The sequence below is a fragment of the Ruminococcus flavefaciens genome (genome assembly GCF_900143025.1).
Taxonomy (GTDB): Bacteria; Bacillota; Clostridia; order Oscillospirales; family Ruminococcaceae; genus Ruminococcus; species Ruminococcus flavefaciens_I.
Genome location: NZ_FRCT01000016.1, coordinates 19,275 through 36,969, shown reverse-complemented (window position 1 = coordinate 36,969; position 17,695 = coordinate 19,275). Strand labels below are relative to the sequence as shown.

Sequence of the window (17,695 nt, the reverse complement as noted above, 5' to 3'; positions counted from 1 at the left end):
TTTTTTGACGTAATAATCACAAATGGTCTAATTCAACGAAATCTCATCGGCAATACGATTTTTTATGGGCAAAAGTACTGTTTTAAAAGTCGAATTTGTAAATTTTCCGTTTCATGGCTTTACATCGGGTACAAAAAGTATTAAAGTAGTATTGGAAAACTGAAAACATGAACGGAGGTTTATGAATGAAAAAAAGAAAAGGACTTGCTCAGAGGGCACTCTGGGCAATGGCAGCAGCTGTTATAGCAGGCAGTTCTTTCCTTCAGGCAGGGACAGAGCTCATGCCCATTACAGCAAATGCAGGACAGCAGCTTGGACAGACAGATTTTGAGGACGGTGTAGGTCTTCCGTGGCATATAGTGGAGTCAGCTCCGGGAGAGATGAAATTTGAGATAAGCAAGGGAGTTTATACAGTAGAGATAGTAAATCCGGGCGGAGCTTCAAGAGGAGGCGAGGACCGCTGGGACTGCCAGTTCAGACACAGAGGACTTAAAATAGTATCGGGGCATAAATATAAGGTATCCTACGAGATAACCCCCTCCGAGAGCGGAAAATACTATACCAAGATAGGCAACCTTGACGGCGATGTTGAGATATGGCACAACATGATGGCTGACAACGGTCCCGACTTCAATTCCACATGGGACTGTATCCAGATAGGCAAAAACGAGACAAAAAAGGTGGAAGTTACCTTTACTGCCGATAAGTCACTTGACGTTGCAGAATGGGCGTTCCATTTAGGCGGCGACGGTCAGTACACCAACGGCGACTGTTTCCCTGTGGGAACAAAGATAAAGTTCGATAATATGTCGCTTATAGACCTTACAAGCGACGAGAACGACTATCCTGAAAAGGAAGAATACGAAAGAGCTGGGATACTCACAAATCAGGTGGGATATTTCAAGGACAGAGTCAAGAAAGCAACTCTGCTCAGTGACTCCTCAAAGGCAGTCAGCTTCGAGCTGAAGGACGAGAACGGAAAGACTGTATACGAAGGCAAGAGCACTCCTTTCGGTCTTGATAAGGACTCCGATGACGAGGTGCATATCATAGATTTCTCAGACTTCACCAAGCCAGGTACATATTATCTTGAGGACGAGGACGGCAATAAAAGCCATGAATTCAAGATAGACGGCTCTGAGGATTATTCCTCACTGTTATACGACTCGCTGAACTACTTCTATCAGAACAGAAGCGGTATAGAGATAGAGAGTGATTTCATCTCCTCAGGCGATACCTCGGAGCTTGCCCGTGCAGCAGGTCACCCGAAGGATACGGCTGAGATAGAGCAGACATGGGGCTACAGCGGCAGCAGCGGTTCCATAGATGTTACAGGCGGCTGGTATGACGCAGGCGACCACGGCAAATACGTTGTTAACGGCGGCTTCTCGCTCTGGCTCATGCAGAATCAGTACGAGACTGCTCTTAAATACGGCTTTGAGAAAGCCTATGCTGACGGAACCATGCTCATTCCCGAAAATAATAACGGCACTCCCGACCTTCTTGACGAGGCTCGCTGGGAAATGGAATGGATGCTGAAAATGATCGTGGATAAGGGCGAATACAAGGGCATGGCGTACCACAAGGCTCACGATGAAAAGTGGACAGCACTGGGCATCGCTCCTGCCGATGATGACATGAAGCGTATCGTAAAGCCTCCCACGACAGCAGCAACACTCAATCTTGCTGCTTGTGCGGCACAGGCTGCAAGACTCTGGAAGGATATCGACAAGGACTTTGCAGACGAGTGTCTTGAAGCTGCTGAAAACGCCTTTGAGGCAGCAAAGAAGCACCCTGATATGTACGCCCCTCTTGACGAGTCTGTAGGCGGCGGAGCTTACGGCGATGACGATGTTGAGGACGAATTCTGCTGGGCAGCTCTTGAGCTTTTCATTACAACAGGCAATGAGGACTATTATGACGAAGCAACTGAAAATAAGTTCTTCCTTGATGTTCCAAAGTCGCTTGGCGGCGGTGAGAGCGTAGATACAGTGGGCAGCTTTGACTGGGGCAACACAGGCGCACTTGCAACATTAAGTGCTGCGCTCAATCCCGAGAAATTCGATAAGGGCGATGCAGAGATATTACAGGAAGCTATCATAGCTGCCGCAGACGAATATATCAAGTTAGAGGAAAATCAGGGCTACGGACTGCCCTACGGTTCGAGCACTCTCAGCTATAATGACAGCGATAAGGGCTATATATGGGGCTCAAATTCGTTTGTTGCAGATAATGCCATAGTAATGGCTTACGCTTATCTCCTTACAAATGAGGCTCAGTACCTTGACGGCGCTATAGGCGGTATGGACTATCTCCTCGGCAGAAACGCTATGGACTATTCCTACGTTACCGGTTACGGTACACACGCCATAGAATATCCGCATCATCGTTTCTGGGCAAAGCAGATAGACGAGACATTCCCGAAGGCTCCAAACGGTGTTATGTGCGGTGGACCAAACTCAGGTATGCAGGACCCGTGGGTACAGGGCTCAGGCTGGAAGAAAGGCGAGATACCGCCTCAGAAGTGCTATCTTGACAATATCGAGGCATGGTCTGTAAACGAGTGTACTATCAACTGGAACGCATCTCTTGCATGGCTCACAGCCTTTACTGCTCAGGAAGCAAGTGACGACGGAATAGAAATAAGTCACCACAGCAACGGAAAGAAGCCAAGTGATGACGATGATGAAAAGGAAACAACTACCAAAAAGGAAAAATCAGACACCACCACTACAAAGAAAGCTAAGTCAGACGACAAGGATACAAAGAAAGATAAAGACGAAAAGTCAGGCGGAATAGGCAGAACAGCCCTTATCTGCGGAGCAGCAGTTATAGGACTTATCTCCCTTGAGCTTTTCATCTACAAAATGGCAAAGCTTAAAAAGAAGTAAGCGGCAATTAGCAGGGAACGCCGCTCTCGGCGTTCCGCATGAAAAAAACAGCCTTTCCGTAATTAGCGAAAGGCTGTTTTTTATATCTTAAAGTGCCATAACGTATATCTGGCAGGGATTAGCTTCGTCCCAGTATAGCGGGAACACTTCAAACTCCTTGAAGCCGCAGCCGAGATAGAAAAGATTAGTCCTGTCATATTCCTCGTATTTGCCCATCTGGACGGTCTTTACCTGCATGAATGAATAGCCTGCGGCTTTTGCAGCTTCCTTTGCTTTTTCAACAAGCTTCATGCCGATACCGTGACGGTGATGCTCCTTCAAAACGCCCATTACCGCAAGCTCTGCGGTATCTTTTCCTGTTTCCTTCAAGCAGAGAAAGCCTGCATAATCGCCGTTTTCCTCTGCGGCAAGAAACAGCCAGTCTGCACAGTCGTTTATATACTGTTCTCTTGACTCTTCAACCTCGAACCATTCTGTTAAAGCTTCAAGGATCCTGCGTGATATAGCTCTTTTTTTATCTTTGTCTTGTATCTGTACTATCATTTCTTCTCCTTTGAAATCTAAAATATCATTATATTGGCAATTATAGCATCAATTACCGCAAAAGTCAATCAAATACAGCGTCAGATCGGAGGATATAAGTCAATTTTCATTTTATTATCACAAATGCGGACGATCTTAGGCTTGACTTTTTCTGAAATACGTAGTATAATATTCTATATTTATTATATAGGAGCGTGTTTTTTACATGAGTAAAGGAAACGGCGTTTTCAGTAATCTGAAAAAATCCACAAAGATAACACTCATCTCTTGCGGCTGTTTCATTGCACTTTCGGCAGCAATCCTCTTTTTCTTCGTTATGTTCCCAATAACACCTTCGGAAAAGGTAATAACGGCATTCGGACGCGAAAGCATATATAAGAATGACACTACGGGAACATCGGTGACAACGTCAATAACTACTTCAAATAACGATATGGTGGTCGCAACGACTACAAAGACCAAAACAACTACTGTCCGCAGGACTACAGGCACAGATATCCCGAGGGTCACTCAGGGTTCGGGCTTCTACACAGGACAGAAGATACCATCTGGCGGTACTCCCGGTGAGAATTATTTCACACCTACCTTCCAGACCACAACAACATCTGCTACAGGCGGATATTCAGGCAGCGGAACACCTATCACCAGCACACCTAACGGCGGTGCAGGCGGTGTGACAGGCGGCGAAACCGTATCACCTGTAGAAGGCGGCGGTTCAACCGGCGGCGAAACAGTAACACCTGTAGAGGGCGGCGGTTCAACCGGCGGCGAAACAGTAACACCTGTAGAGGGCGGCGGTTCAACCGGCGGCGAAGCAGCTGCACCTGTAGAGGGCGGCGGTTCAGCAGGCGGCGCAGCAGCCTCAGAATAACGACAATAAAGGCTTCCGAATTTCGGAAGCCTTATTTTTTCGCATAAAACAAAAGGAGGACTCTTTTGGAGTCCTCCTGAATTTTTGATATCTTTATCAGAATACAGCCTTTTTTATCATGTCAAGCTCTTTGAGTGAGATACAGTTAGGTATATCCTCATATTTCATAACTGAAAGGAGCTCGTCTATCTCAGCCCAGCCCACTTCGGAGACCTCGGAGGACTGCAATGTGAGATCCTCGATATTGACAGGCTCGCGGCAGATGTATACAGCCACCAGCTCGTTATCGTGGATATCGCCGTTTGAATATTCAGCCTTTTTCAGTCCTATGAATTCAAGCTGACTGCGGTTTATATCAAGTCCAAGCTCCTCACGGACCTCTTTAAGGGCAGTGTGTCTGAATTCCTCGCCCTGTGTAACATGACCTGCTGCCGAAACGTCATAGCAGTCAGGGTTTATGTCCTTTTCATGGGCACGTTTTTGCAGAAGCACGAATATACCGCCGTCGCGGCGTTTTATCATCCAAATATGTACGGTAGGGTGGAGCTCGCCGTCCCTGTGAACAAGGGTGCGGGGCTTGCTTTCGGAGGTTATCCTTGCTTTGTCGTCAATGAGGTTGAGAAATTCATCTACAATGAACTCCACCTTTATCTCGGGATCCTGTTCGGCAGCCTCTGTAAATACCGATTTGATCTCGTCAACGATATCGTTGTTTATATCCTCGTCCGATACATACACCTTATACGAAGCAGGTGAACCTTTTTGAGCGATAGCTCCTGCCAGTGTGAATTTGTCATTTATGTCGGGATCGTCAAGCTTTTTTGCAGTCTCGGCGTAGAGCTTTTCCTCAGTAGCCAGTTTGCTCAGAAAAATTTCAACATCTTCCATAATCTCTCTCCATAGGTAACATTTGCCTGTGTTTTTCAGCGCTTTACATTATATACCCATGACCGGAAAATGTCAAGTCATTTTTTATGAATAATAAAAATTCGCGTTCCAGCTTTACTGAAACGCGAACATATCTGCGGGCGATCCCGCTAAGAGCGTCCCAAAGAGGAGTCGAACCTCCGGCCTACTGCTTAGGAGGCAGTCGCTCTATCCTACTGAGCTATTGGGACACATTATGTATATTATTTTATCACAAATTTCTTCTCATTGCAAGCTTTAAGGAATAATTTTATTTTTTTACTTATTCTGCTTCGGTGTAATTAGTTCCTGCGTCTTCGGTTTCGGGCTGTATTTCCAAGTTCTCGGCTCTTGGCACTTAGAGTTGAGTTTTCAAAGCAATTTGACCTGCACGATATACCGTCTTTATATTGACGTTTTTAGCAATTTATGTTATAATAATTATATCTATACATTAATAATATTAAAACAATCCTGCAATGCAGGTATCAGTTTTTCGGAGATGATAAAATGATAGAAACCGACACTATCGAGGAAGTTGTGACTGAGGCACAGACCAATGAGATCATGGGTACAATACAGGAGTCGGTCGAAAAGACCTCTGGATTTTTCGGTGATGCGGCTGAATACCTTAGAAAGGCGTTGCCTCTGGTCATTGTAGCACTTTTCATACTTGTTATCGGTATCCTCATATCAAAGCTCATAGCAAAGATAGTAGGAAAGGCAGTATCAAAGTCCAATGTTAACGGAGCCGCAAAGAGCTTCCTTGTATCGCTGATAAAAATAATCCTTTATATCGCAGTTATCATTATGGCGCTGTCTGTAATGAAGGTGCCGATGTCCTCGATAATAACCATTCTCGGTGCAGCAGGACTTGCTATCAGCCTTGCGCTGCAAAGCTGTCTGTCGAACCTGAGCGGCGGATTTATAATTCTCTTTACCAAGCCGTTTACCACAGGAGATATAATAGAGCTTGACGGCTCGGTGGGAACAATACGTGATATAGGCATATTCTATACGAAAATGCTTACTTTCGACGGAAAGACGGTATTCATACCAAACGGCAAGGTAACCGATGCAAAGATAGTGAACTATACCGAAACGCCTGCAAGACGAATAGATATGAGCTTTGCTATAAGCTACAGTGCGGACTTTGAAAAGGCTCGTCAGGTGATACTTGACATAATCGCCAATGAAAAGCTCATACTAAAGACTCCTGCGCCTATAGTCAGAATGAGCTCACACAATAACAGCTCGGTATCTATAGCAGTGCTGGTATGGGTAAACAACGGAGACTATCTTGAAGAGAGTTACAATATGACAGAGGCAGTAAAGGCTGCATTTGATGAAAACGATATAGAGATACCGTTTGACCAGCTTGATATACACATAAAGGATAAGGTTTAATGAGCGAAATAAAGAACAACGAGGCAAAACAAAACGAAGCACCCAAAAAGAAAGAGAAAAAGAAGTCATCGGGAGTATTGTGGATACTGATACTGCTGATAGTATGGTGGTTCAATAATTTCACGCTGAAAACCAACAGTGTCAGCATGAAGTCGTCAATGGTAAGCAGCAGGCTGCGTTTTGCAGTCATAAGCGACCAGCACGCCACAAAACACGGCATAAAGAATAAGACAATATTTGAAGCCATAGACAAGGAAAAGCCCGATGCTGTCTTTTTTCTCGGGGATATGTACACAAGGGAAAGCGACAGCGAGCTTATGAGCAAGCCTGTAGACCTTGCAAGGAAGCTCACAGAGGCGGGATATCCCGTCTACGCAGTTACAGGAGAGCATGACACAGACAGGGAATATATAGATGATCTTGAAGCCGCAGGTGCGAATGTGCTTGAATATGAAAGCGAATACATTGACATAAAGGGAAATCGTGTGCATCTCATGGGCATAGACAATGTTTACTACAGTCCCACGTTTGACCTGAGAAACGAATTCACGCAGGACGCGGATTGCTTCGATATCCTGCTTGCACACATACCCAACTATGAGAAATTCGCCTCATTCGGCGCTGATCTTACTATATGTGCAGACACTCACGGAGATATGGTACAGATCCCTTTTATGGGACCGCTTTATGATTCGGAAACAAAAACATGGCTTCCAAAGCTCTCGGATAAGGAGCTTGAAATATATGACAAAGGCTTTTTTGATTATGACGGGGGGAAAATGTTCATAACATCGGGATTAGGAGTTTATCCGGGTCCTTTCCGCTTCAATAACCGACCCGAAGTAGTCATATTAGATGTTGAACCAAAGAGGTGAAAGGTATGAGCAGGGAAATAATCACAGATATAGCAGTGATCGGAGGAGGAGCTTCGGGACTTGCAGCAGCAATTGAAGCAAAGACAGTAATGCCTAAGGCAAAGGTAGTCATACTGGAAAAGCTTGACAGAGTAGGCAAGAAGCTGCTTGCAACAGGCAACGGACGCTGTAATCTCAGCAACACCGAGCTCAGCGAGGAGCATTATCACGGCAGCGTAAGCAATTTGAGGAGGATAATGCAGTCTGCGCCATCGGCAAAGGAATTTTTCGGCAGTCTGGGCGTACTTTGTACAGCCGATTCTAAGGGCAGGATATATCCTCGCAGCAATAATGCGGCAACTGTCCTCAATGCGCTGAGAATGAGGGCAGAGGAGCTGGGCGTCATAGAAAGATGCGGCTTTGAGGCAAACTTCATAGAGAGTACGGAAAAATGCTTCAGGATATGCACGGCTTCGGGTGAAAAGTACCCGTGCAGACGCATAATAGTTGCAGCAGGAGGCTATGCTGCACCGCAGTTCGGAACGGACGGCAGTGTTATAAGGCTTCTCCGCAGCAAGGGCTGCCATACTACAAAGATATGCCCTGCTGTTGCACCTCTGAGAGTTCGCCCCGAGCTACTCAAAGGACTTAAAGGAGTCCGCGCAAAGGGCAGAGTTACAGCCTATTCGGGCGGACGCTTCCTGAAGGACGAAATAGGCGAGATACAGTTTACAGAGAGCTCACTTTCCGGCATATGTGTTTTCAACATGGCTCATCTTGTATCAAGGTACGACGGAAAGCTGACTCTCAGGCTTGACCTTGCGGCTGATATGGAAAACGAACAGCTCATGGGCTATCTGCGCATCATTCACTATCAGCGCGGAAAACATACCACAGGCGAGCTTCTTACAGGAATTTTTCAGCGTAATCTTGCTGAATACATAACCAAGAGAGCACTTGGCAAGCCGCTTACCGAAAAGATATCATCACTGACAGACAGCGATCTCAGAAAGGTTGCACAGCTCATAAAGAACATGGATTTTGATATTCTCGGCAGCGCACCGTGGAAGGACGCACAGGTAACATCAGGCGGCATAAGCGGCGAGTGCGTTGACGACAGATTGCAGCTCAGAAGCGAAAAGGGCATTTTCCTCTGCGGCGAGATACTTGACGTAGACGGCGACTGCGGCGGCTACAATTTACAGTGGGCGTGGTCATCGGGAATATTTGCAGGCAGAAACTGTGCGGAGTCACTGAGAGGAGCAGCATTATGATACGAGCAGGCGGTATAAGAGTTTCGCTTGATACCGATCTCAGCGACCTTGTGCGCATATGTGAAAAAAAGCTGCATATAAACCGCGACAGGATAATAAGCGTAAAACTTGCGAAGAAGTCCGTGGACGCGCGAAAGAAATCAGATGTACACTTTCTTATATCTCTTGACATAGAAGCCAAGGGTGAGGAAAAGCTGCTCAAAACTCTGAAAAACGCTGTAAAGGCTGAAAATACAGAGTATAAGATACCGAGACTTGAAAGCCTGCCATATCGTCCTGTTATAGTCGGCTTCGGACCTGCGGGAATGTTCGCGGCACTTGTCCTTGCAATGGCAGGAGCAAAGCCCGTTGTCCTTGAAAGAGGCGGCGATGTGGACAGCCGATGCAGGGCAGTGGAGGAATTTCAGAGCGGCGGAAGGCTTGACCCCGAGTGCAATGTGCAGTTCGGCGAGGGCGGAGCAGGTACCTTTTCCGACGGCAAGCTTACAACAGGCATAAAGGACAGACGTATAGGCTGGATACTTGAAAGGCTTGTTGAGTTCGGTGCGCCTGAGGAGATACTTTACCTTGCAAAGCCTCATATCGGTACGGACAAGCTCCGTGGAGCTGTAAAGGCACTTCGTGAAAGAGTCGTTTCTCTTGGCGGAGAAGTTAGATTTAATGCGAAATTCTGCGGATTTGAAGCCGAAAACGGCGTTCTTTCCACAGTCAGATATAGACAGGACGGGCAGGAGAACAGTCTTGAAACAAAAAGTCTTATCCTTGCCACAGGTCACAGTGCAAGGGACGTTTTTGAACTGCTCTGGGACAAAAACATTACTCTTTCACAGAAGAATTTTTCCGTGGGAGTACGTGCCGAGCATCTCAGAAAGGATATCGACAGGGCAATGTACGGCGATTTTGCAGGACACCCTGCGCTGAAAGCCGCCGATTACAAGCTTGCGATACATCTGCCCAACGGACGCACGCTCTATACCTTCTGTATGTGTCCGGGAGGTCATGTTGTAGCGGCTTCATCTGAGGAGGGCAGGCTGGCAGTTAACGGCATGAGCTTTTTTGCCCGTGATGCCGAGAATTCCAACAGTGCTCTCCTTGTAAATATAAATACAGAGGATTATGGCAGCGATCACCCTCTTGCAGGAATGTATTTTCAGCGCGAGCTTGAAGAGAAGGCTTTCATTGCAGGAGGCAGGAATTATCACGCACCTGCGGCAGTGCTGGGGGATTTTATGGAAGGCAGGGTCAGTGAAGAGCTGGGCAGAGTAAAGCCTTCCTACCGTCCCGATATACATTTTGCAGCTCCCGAGGAGTATCTTCCGGACTATGTATGCGAGTCCCTGAGACTTGGCATAAAGGAAATGGGAAAAAAGATAAAGGGCTTTGACGACGCAGATACTCTATTGACAGGCATAGAGAGCAGGAGCAGTTCTCCTGTAAGGATAAACAGAGGAGAGGATCTTCAGTCCGTATCACTGGAAGGGCTTTTTCCATGCGGCGAGGGAGCAGGCTATGCAGGAGGTATAGTTTCGGCAGCTGTTGACGGAATGAAATGTGCCGAGGCAGTTTGCGAAAGATTGGGAATATGTGAGGATTGAGTTATGAAGATAGTATATCTTTCTGAAGGATCAATGTACGTATGCAGCGACGGAAAGGTCAGTCAGCTTCCCTGCGAAAGAGCTGACAAGTATGCCGATACCGTCAATGAGATAAACAAGAACAAGGCATGGAAGCACAGCGGCAGAGGTGCGGAATTCATGGGAGCTGTGGAGCATTACGAGGACGCTTCAAAGCAGACAAACATTTTCGGTATCTCGTCTGCCTATGACGGATTTGTATATTCAGCAGTATTCGGCGAAATGGGAGCTATCTACAGGAAAAATGCCGACGAGCCGAAAGCTCCCGAAGGACATATCTACACAGGCATGAACAGGCGGATTACGGATATATGCTTCAGGGACGGAAAAATAGCCGCAATTATGGACGGTCATCTTGCAGTCTTTGATGAGCGGGGCGACTACGATGAGATAACTGACGGCGCATCTGCCGAGAGATATCCCTTCTGGTCGGCAAACGATAACAGGATACTCTGTTCCACTGTGGGCTTTTCCATTGGCGGAGACGGCGGAGTTTCTCCAAGCTCCATAATGGCTGTAGATACAGATGCAGGAAAAATGGACGAGCTTTTTGCCGAGGAGAATACCGACCTTATCAAGCCAAAGAACGACTCCGAGGGAAATTATTACTTTATTCGTCAGCCGTATAAAGAGCCGAGACCCAAGAAAGAGCCCATATTGAAATCCATACTGCTTTTTCCCGTAAGGCTCATAAAGGCGATAATCGGTTTTCTCAACGCATTTACAACTATATTCGGCGGTGAACCGCTGAGAAAAAATCAGCAGAAGGGCGATGTGAAAACAAAGACAAAGTCCAACAGAGAGCTGTATTTCGAGGGCAGACTTCTTGAAGCCGAGAAGAACGAAAAGGAAAATGCAGCGTCGGGTGATAAAAATCCGAGTATACTGCCGCGAAGCAGAGTCCTTGTGAAGAAAGCTGCCGATGGCAGCGAGACCGTGATAAAAAAGGGTGTTCTGGATTACGCACTGTGCGATGAGGGAATAGTTTACTCCAATGGAAAGGAGATACTCCTCATAAACGGTGACGGCGAGGAAAGCGTCATCGCAAAGGCTGCGTTTGCGGACAATATAAACATACTGAAATAAGAACAGGAGGCTTAGTTATGAAGATCAATGTGATCGGCGGAGAAATGGACAGACGCGAGATAGACGAGTACATAAAGTATGCGGGACAGAAATATGTGGGCAGACAGATAAGTCAGCTTGATATTATCATAGACGGCGAATTTGTAGACCTGAAGGTCCATTTCAAGGACATGGATTTTCAGAGAGCATACCGTTCTGCCGACTATCTGGTGAACAGCATGGAAAAGCTCAATGACGCTAAGCAGAAGGAGTTTTCCGAAAAAGAAAGGCACAAGGTTTAAGGAGCATATCTAATGAATTTAACGAATATCGGTACAGTTAAGGAGATACTTTCACGCCACGGTTTCAGCTTCTCGAAGGGACTGGGACAGAACTTTATCATCAATCCCGACATCTGCCCTAAAATAGCAGAAAACGGTAATGCCTGCGAAGGCTTCGGAGTACTTGAGATAGGAACGGGTATAGGAGTCCTCACAGCGGAGCTTGCAAAACGGGCAGACAAGGTGACGGCTGTCGAGATAGACACAAGGCTTCTTCCCATACTGGAGGAAACACTTGCGGACTTTGACAACGTGAAGATAATCAACGAGGACGTAATGAAGTGCGACCTGCACAAGCTCATAAAGGAGGAATTCGACGGTCTCAGAGTGGCAGTGTGTGCTAATCTTCCGTACTATATCACCTCGCCTATCATAATGATGCTCCTTGAAAACAGACTTCCTATCGAATCCATAACAGTTATGGTACAGAAGGAAGCCGCACAGCGCCTTTGCGCAAAGGTTGGCAGCCGTGACGCAGGAGCTATAACTGTAGGCGTAAACTACTACGGCGAAGTAAAGAAACTCTTTGACGTATCCCGCGGCAGCTTCATGCCTGCGCCAAATGTGGACTCAGCTGTTATACGCATAGACCTTAACGGCGAGCACCGCCTTGACGAGGAGAAGGAAAAATTCTTCTTCAAGGTGGTAAAGGCAGGCTTTGAGCAGCGCAGAAAGACTCTTGCCAACTCTCTTGCCTCCATAATGGGGATACCCAAGGAAAATGTGTATTCCGCGCTGAAAGCTATGGGATTTCCCGAAACTGCACGTATCGAGCAGCTTGATATGGAGCAGCTCATAGACTTTTCCGCAAGGCTTATGAAGGAATGATATGGGAAAGCTTTACGGAGTCAGTGTGGGAGCAGGCGAACCTCAGCTAATGACTGTGAAGGCAGTGAAAATACTGAAAAGCTGCGGCGTTATAGCTGTGCCGCGGACTAAGGGCGAAAACACCCTTGCGCTTTCGATAGCTCAGCAGGCGGCAGACCTTACAGGCAAGCTCATAATATACCTTGATTTCCCTATGACAAGGGATAAAAAGCTGCTCGATGAAAACTACGATAGCATAGCGCAGCTTCTGTGCAATGAGCTTGCGGAAAACGATGTAGCAGTACCTGTGCTCGGGGATATTTCTGTTTATTCCACATTCAGCTATATTGGAGCCCGTGTTGAAAAAATGGGCTTTGAAACTGAGATATGCCCGGGAGTAACAGGTTTCAGTGCGGCAGCTGCGAAACTGAAATTACCACTGTGTCTCGGAAATGAGCCTTTTCACGTTATCCCGTTCGGTTGCGAGGACTTTGAAGCACAGCTTGATATCTGCGGTACGAAAGTGATAATGAAAACAGGCAGCCGATATATGGAGCTTGCGGAGATACTCCGCAGAAAAGGACTTTCAAAGTGTACTGCCATAGTGGAAAACTGTGGACTTCCTAACGAGAGGATATATCACAGTATTGATGAAATAAAGGACGAACTAAGCTATTTTACGGTATTTATAGTGTATGACAAGGAGAAACGCCATGAAGCTTGAGGAGTATATTTACAAGGGCTCACAGAAGATGAGATGCGGATATACCACGGGCTCATGTGCGACAGCAGCTGCAAAGGCAGCTGCGGAAATGCTGCTTACAGGCAGAAAATCGGCATCTGCGGAGATACTCACGCCTAAGGGCATAGTTATCCGCCCCGATATCATAGAGCCTGTTATTACCGAAAAAACAGCGTCCTGTGCCGTTGAAAAGGACAGCGGTGACGACCCTGATATTACCAACGGAATAAAGGTATTTGCAGCTGTTTCCCTTGCAGATAAGGGTGTAAAAATACTCGGCGGCGAGGGCATAGGAGTAGTCACAAAGGCAGGTCTTGACCAGCCTGTAGGCGAAGCTGCTATAAATTCCGTGCCCCGTAAAATGATAACCTCGGCAGTTATGGAAACAGCTGAAAAGTACGGCTACTCGGGAGGATTTGAGGTAGTTATATCAGTCCCCGAGGGTGCGGAGCTTGCCAAAAAGACCTACAATCCACGAATGGGTATCGAGGGCGGAATATCAATAATCGGCACCAGCGGCATCGTCGAGCCCATGAGCAATACCGCACTTATTGAGACTATCCGCACGGAAGCAAAAATGCGCCGTGCAGAGGGGCAGAGAAATATGCTGCTGACTATCGGCAATTACAGTGAAAGCTTCGTGCAGGACGAAATGCCGTTTTCACTGGAAAGAAGCGTAACTTGCAGCAATTTCATCGGTGATGCTATAGATATCGGCATAGAGCTTGGCTTCAGCTCCATACTCATAGTGGGACACATCGGCAAGCTTGTAAAGCTTGGGGCAGGCATCATGAACACTCATTCCTCCTGGGCTGACGGAAGAATGGAAGTGCTGGTCACCTGTGGTCTTCTTGCAGGAGCTGATACGGAGACACTGAAAAAGCTCCCCGACTGTGCTACGGCAGATGCGGCAATGGATATACTTGCAGAGGCAGGATACCTTGACAAGACACTGGAAATACTCAGCAGCCGCATGGACTATTATCTCCGCGGCAGAGTAAAGGACGAAATAAAAATAGCCGCACTGGCTTTTTCATACAAGCGTGAGATAAATGTAAGGACTGCCTTTGCAGATGAGCTTATAAATGCAATTTCGGAGGAAGAAAATGGTTGATTTCGTTGGAGCAGGCTGCGGTGCGCCTGACCTTATAACTCTGCGCGGACAGAAGCTTCTCGGTCAGGCAGATGTGATAATATATGCAGGCTCACTGGTAAATCCCGAGCTGCTGAGCTATGCCCGTGAGGACTGCGAGATATATAACAGTGCCCTCATGCACCTTGATGAGGTGATAGAGGTAATGAAAAAAGCGGAGTCCGAGGGAAAAAACACCGTAAGACTGCATACAGGTGACCCTTCGATATACGGAGCTATACGCGAGCAGATGGACAGGCTCGACGAGCTTGGGATAGCGTATAAGGTAACTCCGGGAGTAAGCTCCTTCTGCGGAGCGGCTGCGGCTTTAAATGCCGAATATACACTCCCCGACGTATCCCAGACCGTGATACTTACACGAATGGCAGGCAGGACTCCCGTGCCCGAAAAGGAGAGAATAGAGAGCCTTGCCGCTCACAGAGCAACTATGGTGATATTCCTCAGCACAGGTATGCTTGCGGAGCTTTCTGCGCGGCTCATTGCAGGCGGCTACAGCAGCGAGACTCCTGCGGCGATAGTGTACAAGGCTACATGGGAAGATGAAAAGGTGATACGCTGTACAGTGGGAGAGCTTGCGGAGTCTGCACGAAAAAACGGTATCACGAAAACTGCGCTTATAACCGTGGGCGATTTCCTCGGAGACTATCATCAGCTCTCAAAGCTCTATGACAAGGACTTTGAAACTGAATTCAGAAAGGCTGACAAGACATGAATATATCAATATTTTCCGTGACAGAAAACGGCAGACAGCTTTCTCAGCGAGTAGCCGAAATGCTGAGAGGTGAGCACTTCGTCAGCAGGTACTGCTTCCATAAGCATACCGACGATGATTCGGCAGTATTCTGGAATATGGGCAGCATGGTAGGCAGACTTTTCCAGCGTTCAGACGCTTTTATTTTTATATGTGCCTGCGGTATAGCAGTAAGGGCTATAGCTCCGTATCTCGGCACAAAAGCCGATGATCCCGCCGTAATAGTAATGGACGATCACGGAAAATTCACTATCCCTGTGCTTTCGGGACATATTGGCGGAGCAAACTGCCTTGCGGAGGTTATTGCCGAAGCAGTGGGCGGAACTGCCGTTATAACTACAGCTACAGATGTGGGCGGAAAGTTTTCTCCCGACAGCTTTGCAGTTGCAAATGATCTTATAATTACCGATCTGAAGGCTGCAAAGGAGATAGCCGCAGCTGTTGTTGACGATGAGAAAATAGGCTTTTCCTCGGACTATCCCCACAGCAGCCTTCCCGATGAGCTTACAGCCTTCGGAATATGCCGCACGGGCGTATATGTCGGACATGATATGAGCGCAAAGCCGTTTGAAGTTACACTCAGGCTTGTCCCGAAAAATATAGTGCTGGGAATCGGCTGTAAAAAGGGTACTTCCGAGGATAGCATAGAGAAAGCGGTATCAGATGCACTTGGACGATATGACCTCGATATCACCATGATATCTGAGGTCTGTACGATAGATATCAAAAAGGACGAGGAAGGGCTTTGCAGCTTCTGCCAAAAATATTCTATCCCAATGAGGACGTTTACCGCCGAGGAGCTTATGAACGTCAAGGGCAATTTTGAAAGCTCCGATTTTGTTCTTGAAACAACGGGAGCAGATAATGTCTGTGAAAGAAGTGCGGTTCTTGGCAGCGGCGGAAAGCTTATGATACATAAAACAGCCTCTGACGGAGTTACTGTAGCGGCTGCGGAAAAGCCGATATATCTTGATTTTGAGAGGAAGATACTATGAAGCTCTATGTAGTTGGAATAGGCTGCGGTAGCCGAAACGGTCTTACTCTTGAAGCCGAGCAGGCGATACTGAGAAGTACGCTTATAGTGGGATATACGGTCTATACCGACCAGATAAAGCAGTTTTATCCCGAAAAGAACTGTCTGTCTACGGGAATGAGACAGGAAAAGGACAGGGTGGAGCTTGCCCTCGAAAAGGCTTCAAACGGCGAAACTGTCTCGCTCGTTTGCAGCGGAGACAGCCAGCTTTACGGCATGGCAGGGCTTGCAATAGAGCTTTCCGAAAACTATCCCGATGTGGAAGTTGAGGTAGTTGCAGGAGTTACGGCTGCGCTTAGCGGAGGGGCGGTGCTCGGATCGCCGATGACCCACGATTTGGCTATAATAAGCCTTTCTGATCTGCTCACGCCAATTGAAAAGATAGTAAAAAGGCTGAGATGCGCGGCTGAGGGGGATTTTGTTATCGCGCTCTACAATCCCTCGTCGAAAAAACGCGCAGACTATCTCAGAAATGCCTGCGATATTATCCTTGAATACCGCTCCACTGATACGGTATGCGGCTACGTGCGGAATATAGGCAGAGAGGGACAGGAAAGCAGAATATTGACGCTCAGTGAGTTGCGTGATACACAGGTGGATATGTTTACGACTGTGTTTGTAGGAAACTCCGAAACCAAGGTGATAAATGGAAAAATGGTCACTCCGAGAGGGTACAGAAATGTGTGAGCTGCTTATTTTCGGCGGTACTACCGAGGGCAGGGAGCTTGCGGAATACTGCTGCGAAAAACGCATAAGATCGGCAGTTTGCGTGGCAACGGATTACGGTGCGGAGTTGCTTCCTGTCAGCGAATATCTGCGCATAATCACAGGCAGACTTGACAGCAGCGGCATGGAAAAGCTTATTTCTGAGCTTAAATGCAAGTGCGTGATCGACGCGACCCACCCCTACGCCACGGAGGTAACAGTGAATATAAAAGCAGCCTGTACGGTAACGCAAATGCCGTATTACAGGCTTTTGCGAAGCTCATCAGAGACTACGGAGTGCAGAAAAGTCAGGAATATGGAGCAGCTTGTTGAAGTCCTCAACAGCACTGAAAAAAATGTTCTGAGTACTCTCGGCAGCAAGGAAATACCAAAGCTGACAGCTGTGAAAAAATACAGGGAAAGGCTCTGGGTCAGGGTGCTGTCGAATGAGGATATCATAGAACAATGCGAGAAGCTTGGTATTGATAGGTTCCGAGTTATAGCCGAAAAAGGTCCGTTCAGCACTGAGTGGAACATTGAGCATTTAAAACTTAGCGGAGCTGAAATTCTTGTGACAAAGGAGAGCGGCACGACAGGTGGATTTCCTGAAAAAATCGAAGCTGCAAGGCTTTGCGGGGCTGAAGTCATCGTACTTGAACGACCTTTGGAAAAAGGCTATACATTGGACGAAATTATAAAAATTATATCAGAATGAGGT

Annotated in this window: 17 protein-coding genes and 1 tRNA gene; 15 read left to right on the top strand and 3 right to left on the bottom strand. The window is 47.1% G+C overall.

The genetic code is table 11. The features are described 5' to 3' along the window. The first annotated feature begins 185 nt into the window (after positions 1 to 185). Positions 186 to 2,891: a glycoside hydrolase family 9 protein gene (locus tag BUB28_RS13710; protein ID WP_072952110.1), complete on the top strand. Its 2,706-nt coding sequence runs from the start codon at positions 186 to 188 to the stop codon at positions 2,889 to 2,891. Between the two features lie 87 nt (positions 2,892 to 2,978). Here BUB28_RS13710 and BUB28_RS13705 read toward each other — a convergent pair whose 3' ends face one another. Further along, on the bottom strand, positions 2,979 to 3,434 hold the full coding sequence (locus tag BUB28_RS13705) for a GNAT family N-acetyltransferase (RefSeq protein WP_072952109.1): 456 nt from the start codon (positions 3,432 to 3,434) through the stop codon (positions 2,979 to 2,981). Between the two features lie 205 nt (positions 3,435 to 3,639). Here BUB28_RS13705 and BUB28_RS17110 point away from each other — a divergent pair, with 205 nt between their 5' ends. Then, positions 3,640 to 4,305: a hypothetical protein gene (locus BUB28_RS17110; RefSeq protein ID WP_072952108.1), complete on the top strand. Its 666-nt coding sequence runs from the start codon at positions 3,640 to 3,642 to the stop codon at positions 4,303 to 4,305. Positions 4,306 to 4,401: 96 nt separating this feature from the next. On the opposite strand, the gene BUB28_RS13695 is transcribed toward BUB28_RS17110, so the two are convergent. Both BUB28_RS13695 and BUB28_RS13690 read right to left on the bottom strand, forming a co-directional pair. Further along, a complete protein-coding gene (locus BUB28_RS13695; protein WP_072952107.1) occupies positions 4,402 to 5,193 on the bottom strand; it encodes an NUDIX hydrolase in 792 nt (263 codons plus the stop codon). Positions 5,194 to 5,349: 156 nt separating this feature from the next. Beyond that, positions 5,350 to 5,423 (bottom strand) — tRNA-Arg (locus BUB28_RS13690). A gap of 298 nt (positions 5,424 to 5,721) precedes the next feature. Between BUB28_RS13690 and BUB28_RS13685 the strand changes: the two genes are divergently transcribed. From BUB28_RS13685 to cobK, 13 genes are read left to right on the top strand one after another with little or no spacing between them, the layout of a single operon-like run. Then, entirely contained in the window at positions 5,722 to 6,618 is an 897-nt protein-coding gene (locus tag BUB28_RS13685) for a mechanosensitive ion channel family protein (protein WP_081373537.1), read from the top strand. Continuing rightward, positions 6,618 to 7,493: a metallophosphoesterase gene (locus tag BUB28_RS13680; RefSeq protein ID WP_072952106.1), complete on the top strand. Its 876-nt coding sequence runs from the start codon at positions 6,618 to 6,620 to the stop codon at positions 7,491 to 7,493. The genes BUB28_RS13685 and BUB28_RS13680 overlap by 1 nt, the downstream gene beginning before the upstream one ends. 5 nt (positions 7,494 to 7,498) lie before the next feature. After that, a complete protein-coding gene (locus BUB28_RS13675; protein WP_072952105.1) occupies positions 7,499 to 8,746 on the top strand; it encodes an aminoacetone oxidase family FAD-binding enzyme in 1,248 nt (415 codons plus the stop codon). Continuing rightward, the gene (locus BUB28_RS13670; protein ID WP_072952104.1) at positions 8,743 to 10,341 is read left to right on the top strand and encodes an NAD(P)/FAD-dependent oxidoreductase; all 1,599 of its coding nucleotides are present in this window, start codon (positions 8,743 to 8,745) and stop codon (positions 10,339 to 10,341) included. Before BUB28_RS13675 ends, BUB28_RS13670 begins: the two co-directional genes overlap by 4 nt. A 3-nt stretch (positions 10,342 to 10,344) precedes the next feature. After that, the gene (locus BUB28_RS13665; RefSeq protein WP_072952103.1) at positions 10,345 to 11,466 is read left to right on the top strand and encodes a hypothetical protein; all 1,122 of its coding nucleotides are present in this window, start codon (positions 10,345 to 10,347) and stop codon (positions 11,464 to 11,466) included. Between the two features lie 17 nt (positions 11,467 to 11,483). Continuing rightward, complete coding sequence (locus BUB28_RS13660) at positions 11,484 to 11,747, top strand: hypothetical protein (RefSeq protein WP_072952102.1); 264 nt, start codon at positions 11,484 to 11,486, stop codon at positions 11,745 to 11,747. 12 nt (positions 11,748 to 11,759) lie between these two features. Further along, positions 11,760 to 12,614, top strand: coding sequence for a 16S rRNA (adenine(1518)-N(6)/adenine(1519)-N(6))-dimethyltransferase RsmA (gene rsmA, locus BUB28_RS13655; protein ID WP_072952101.1), 855 nt, complete (start codon positions 11,760 to 11,762; stop codon positions 12,612 to 12,614). 1 nt (position 12,615) lies between these two features. Continuing rightward, the gene (cobI, locus tag BUB28_RS13650; protein ID WP_072952100.1) at positions 12,616 to 13,317 is read left to right on the top strand and encodes a precorrin-2 C(20)-methyltransferase; all 702 of its coding nucleotides are present in this window, start codon (positions 12,616 to 12,618) and stop codon (positions 13,315 to 13,317) included. After that, positions 13,307 to 14,449, top strand: a complete 1,143-nt coding sequence (cbiD, locus tag BUB28_RS13645) for a cobalt-precorrin-5B (C(1))-methyltransferase CbiD (RefSeq protein ID WP_072952099.1) — start codon at positions 13,307 to 13,309, stop codon at positions 14,447 to 14,449. The genes cobI and cbiD overlap by 11 nt, the downstream gene beginning before the upstream one ends. Next, on the top strand, positions 14,442 to 15,200 hold the full coding sequence (cobM, locus tag BUB28_RS13640) for a precorrin-4 C(11)-methyltransferase (RefSeq protein ID WP_072952098.1): 759 nt from the start codon (positions 14,442 to 14,444) through the stop codon (positions 15,198 to 15,200). The genes cbiD and cobM overlap by 8 nt, the downstream gene beginning before the upstream one ends. Next, the gene (locus BUB28_RS13635) at positions 15,197 to 16,234 is read left to right on the top strand and encodes a cobalt-precorrin 5A hydrolase (RefSeq protein ID WP_072952097.1); all 1,038 of its coding nucleotides are present in this window, start codon (positions 15,197 to 15,199) and stop codon (positions 16,232 to 16,234) included. The genes cobM and BUB28_RS13635 overlap by 4 nt, the downstream gene beginning before the upstream one ends. Continuing rightward, positions 16,231 to 16,959, top strand: coding sequence for a precorrin-3B C(17)-methyltransferase (cobJ, locus tag BUB28_RS13630; RefSeq protein WP_072952096.1), 729 nt, complete (start codon positions 16,231 to 16,233; stop codon positions 16,957 to 16,959). Before BUB28_RS13635 ends, cobJ begins: the two co-directional genes overlap by 4 nt. Further along, positions 16,919 to 17,692, top strand: a complete 774-nt coding sequence (cobK, locus tag BUB28_RS16575; RefSeq protein WP_081373536.1) for a precorrin-6A reductase — start codon at positions 16,919 to 16,921, stop codon at positions 17,690 to 17,692. Before cobJ ends, cobK begins: the two co-directional genes overlap by 41 nt. Positions 17,693 to 17,695 lie beyond the last annotated feature (3 nt).

What these genes read in the sequence shown, in the direction of transcription:
- BUB28_RS13680 (WP_072952106.1), top strand. Translation starts at nt 6,618, where the DNA reads ATGAGCGAAATAAAGAACAACGAGGCAAAACAAAACGAAGCACCCAAA.
- cobK (WP_081373536.1), top strand. Translation starts at nt 16,919, where the DNA reads ATGGAAAAATGGTCACTCCGAGAGGGTACAGAAATGTGTGAGCTGCTT.
- BUB28_RS13635 (WP_072952097.1), top strand. Translation starts at nt 15,197, where the DNA reads ATGAATATATCAATATTTTCCGTGACAGAAAACGGCAGACAGCTTTCT.
- cobI (WP_072952100.1), top strand. Translation starts at nt 12,616, where the DNA reads ATGGGAAAGCTTTACGGAGTCAGTGTGGGAGCAGGCGAACCTCAGCTA.
- BUB28_RS13710 (WP_072952110.1), top strand. Translation starts at nt 186, where the DNA reads ATGAAAAAAAGAAAAGGACTTGCTCAGAGGGCACTCTGGGCAATGGCA.
- cobJ (WP_072952096.1), top strand. Translation starts at nt 16,231, where the DNA reads ATGAAGCTCTATGTAGTTGGAATAGGCTGCGGTAGCCGAAACGGTCTT.
- BUB28_RS13695 (WP_072952107.1), bottom strand. Translation starts at nt 5,193, where the DNA reads ATGGAAGATGTTGAAATTTTTCTGAGCAAACTGGCTACTGAGGAAAAG.
- BUB28_RS17110 (WP_072952108.1), top strand. Translation starts at nt 3,640, where the DNA reads ATGAGTAAAGGAAACGGCGTTTTCAGTAATCTGAAAAAATCCACAAAG.
- rsmA (WP_072952101.1), top strand. Translation starts at nt 11,760, where the DNA reads ATGAATTTAACGAATATCGGTACAGTTAAGGAGATACTTTCACGCCAC.
- BUB28_RS13705 (WP_072952109.1), bottom strand. Translation starts at nt 3,434, where the DNA reads ATGATAGTACAGATACAAGACAAAGATAAAAAAAGAGCTATATCACGC.
- cbiD (WP_072952099.1), top strand. Translation starts at nt 13,307, where the DNA reads ATGAAGCTTGAGGAGTATATTTACAAGGGCTCACAGAAGATGAGATGC.
- BUB28_RS13670 (WP_072952104.1), top strand. Translation starts at nt 8,743, where the DNA reads ATGATACGAGCAGGCGGTATAAGAGTTTCGCTTGATACCGATCTCAGC.
- BUB28_RS13675 (WP_072952105.1), top strand. Translation starts at nt 7,499, where the DNA reads ATGAGCAGGGAAATAATCACAGATATAGCAGTGATCGGAGGAGGAGCT.
- cobM (WP_072952098.1), top strand. Translation starts at nt 14,442, where the DNA reads ATGGTTGATTTCGTTGGAGCAGGCTGCGGTGCGCCTGACCTTATAACT.
- BUB28_RS13685 (WP_081373537.1), top strand. Translation starts at nt 5,722, where the DNA reads ATGATAGAAACCGACACTATCGAGGAAGTTGTGACTGAGGCACAGACC.
- BUB28_RS13660 (WP_072952102.1), top strand. Translation starts at nt 11,484, where the DNA reads ATGAAGATCAATGTGATCGGCGGAGAAATGGACAGACGCGAGATAGAC.
- BUB28_RS13665 (WP_072952103.1), top strand. Translation starts at nt 10,345, where the DNA reads ATGAAGATAGTATATCTTTCTGAAGGATCAATGTACGTATGCAGCGAC.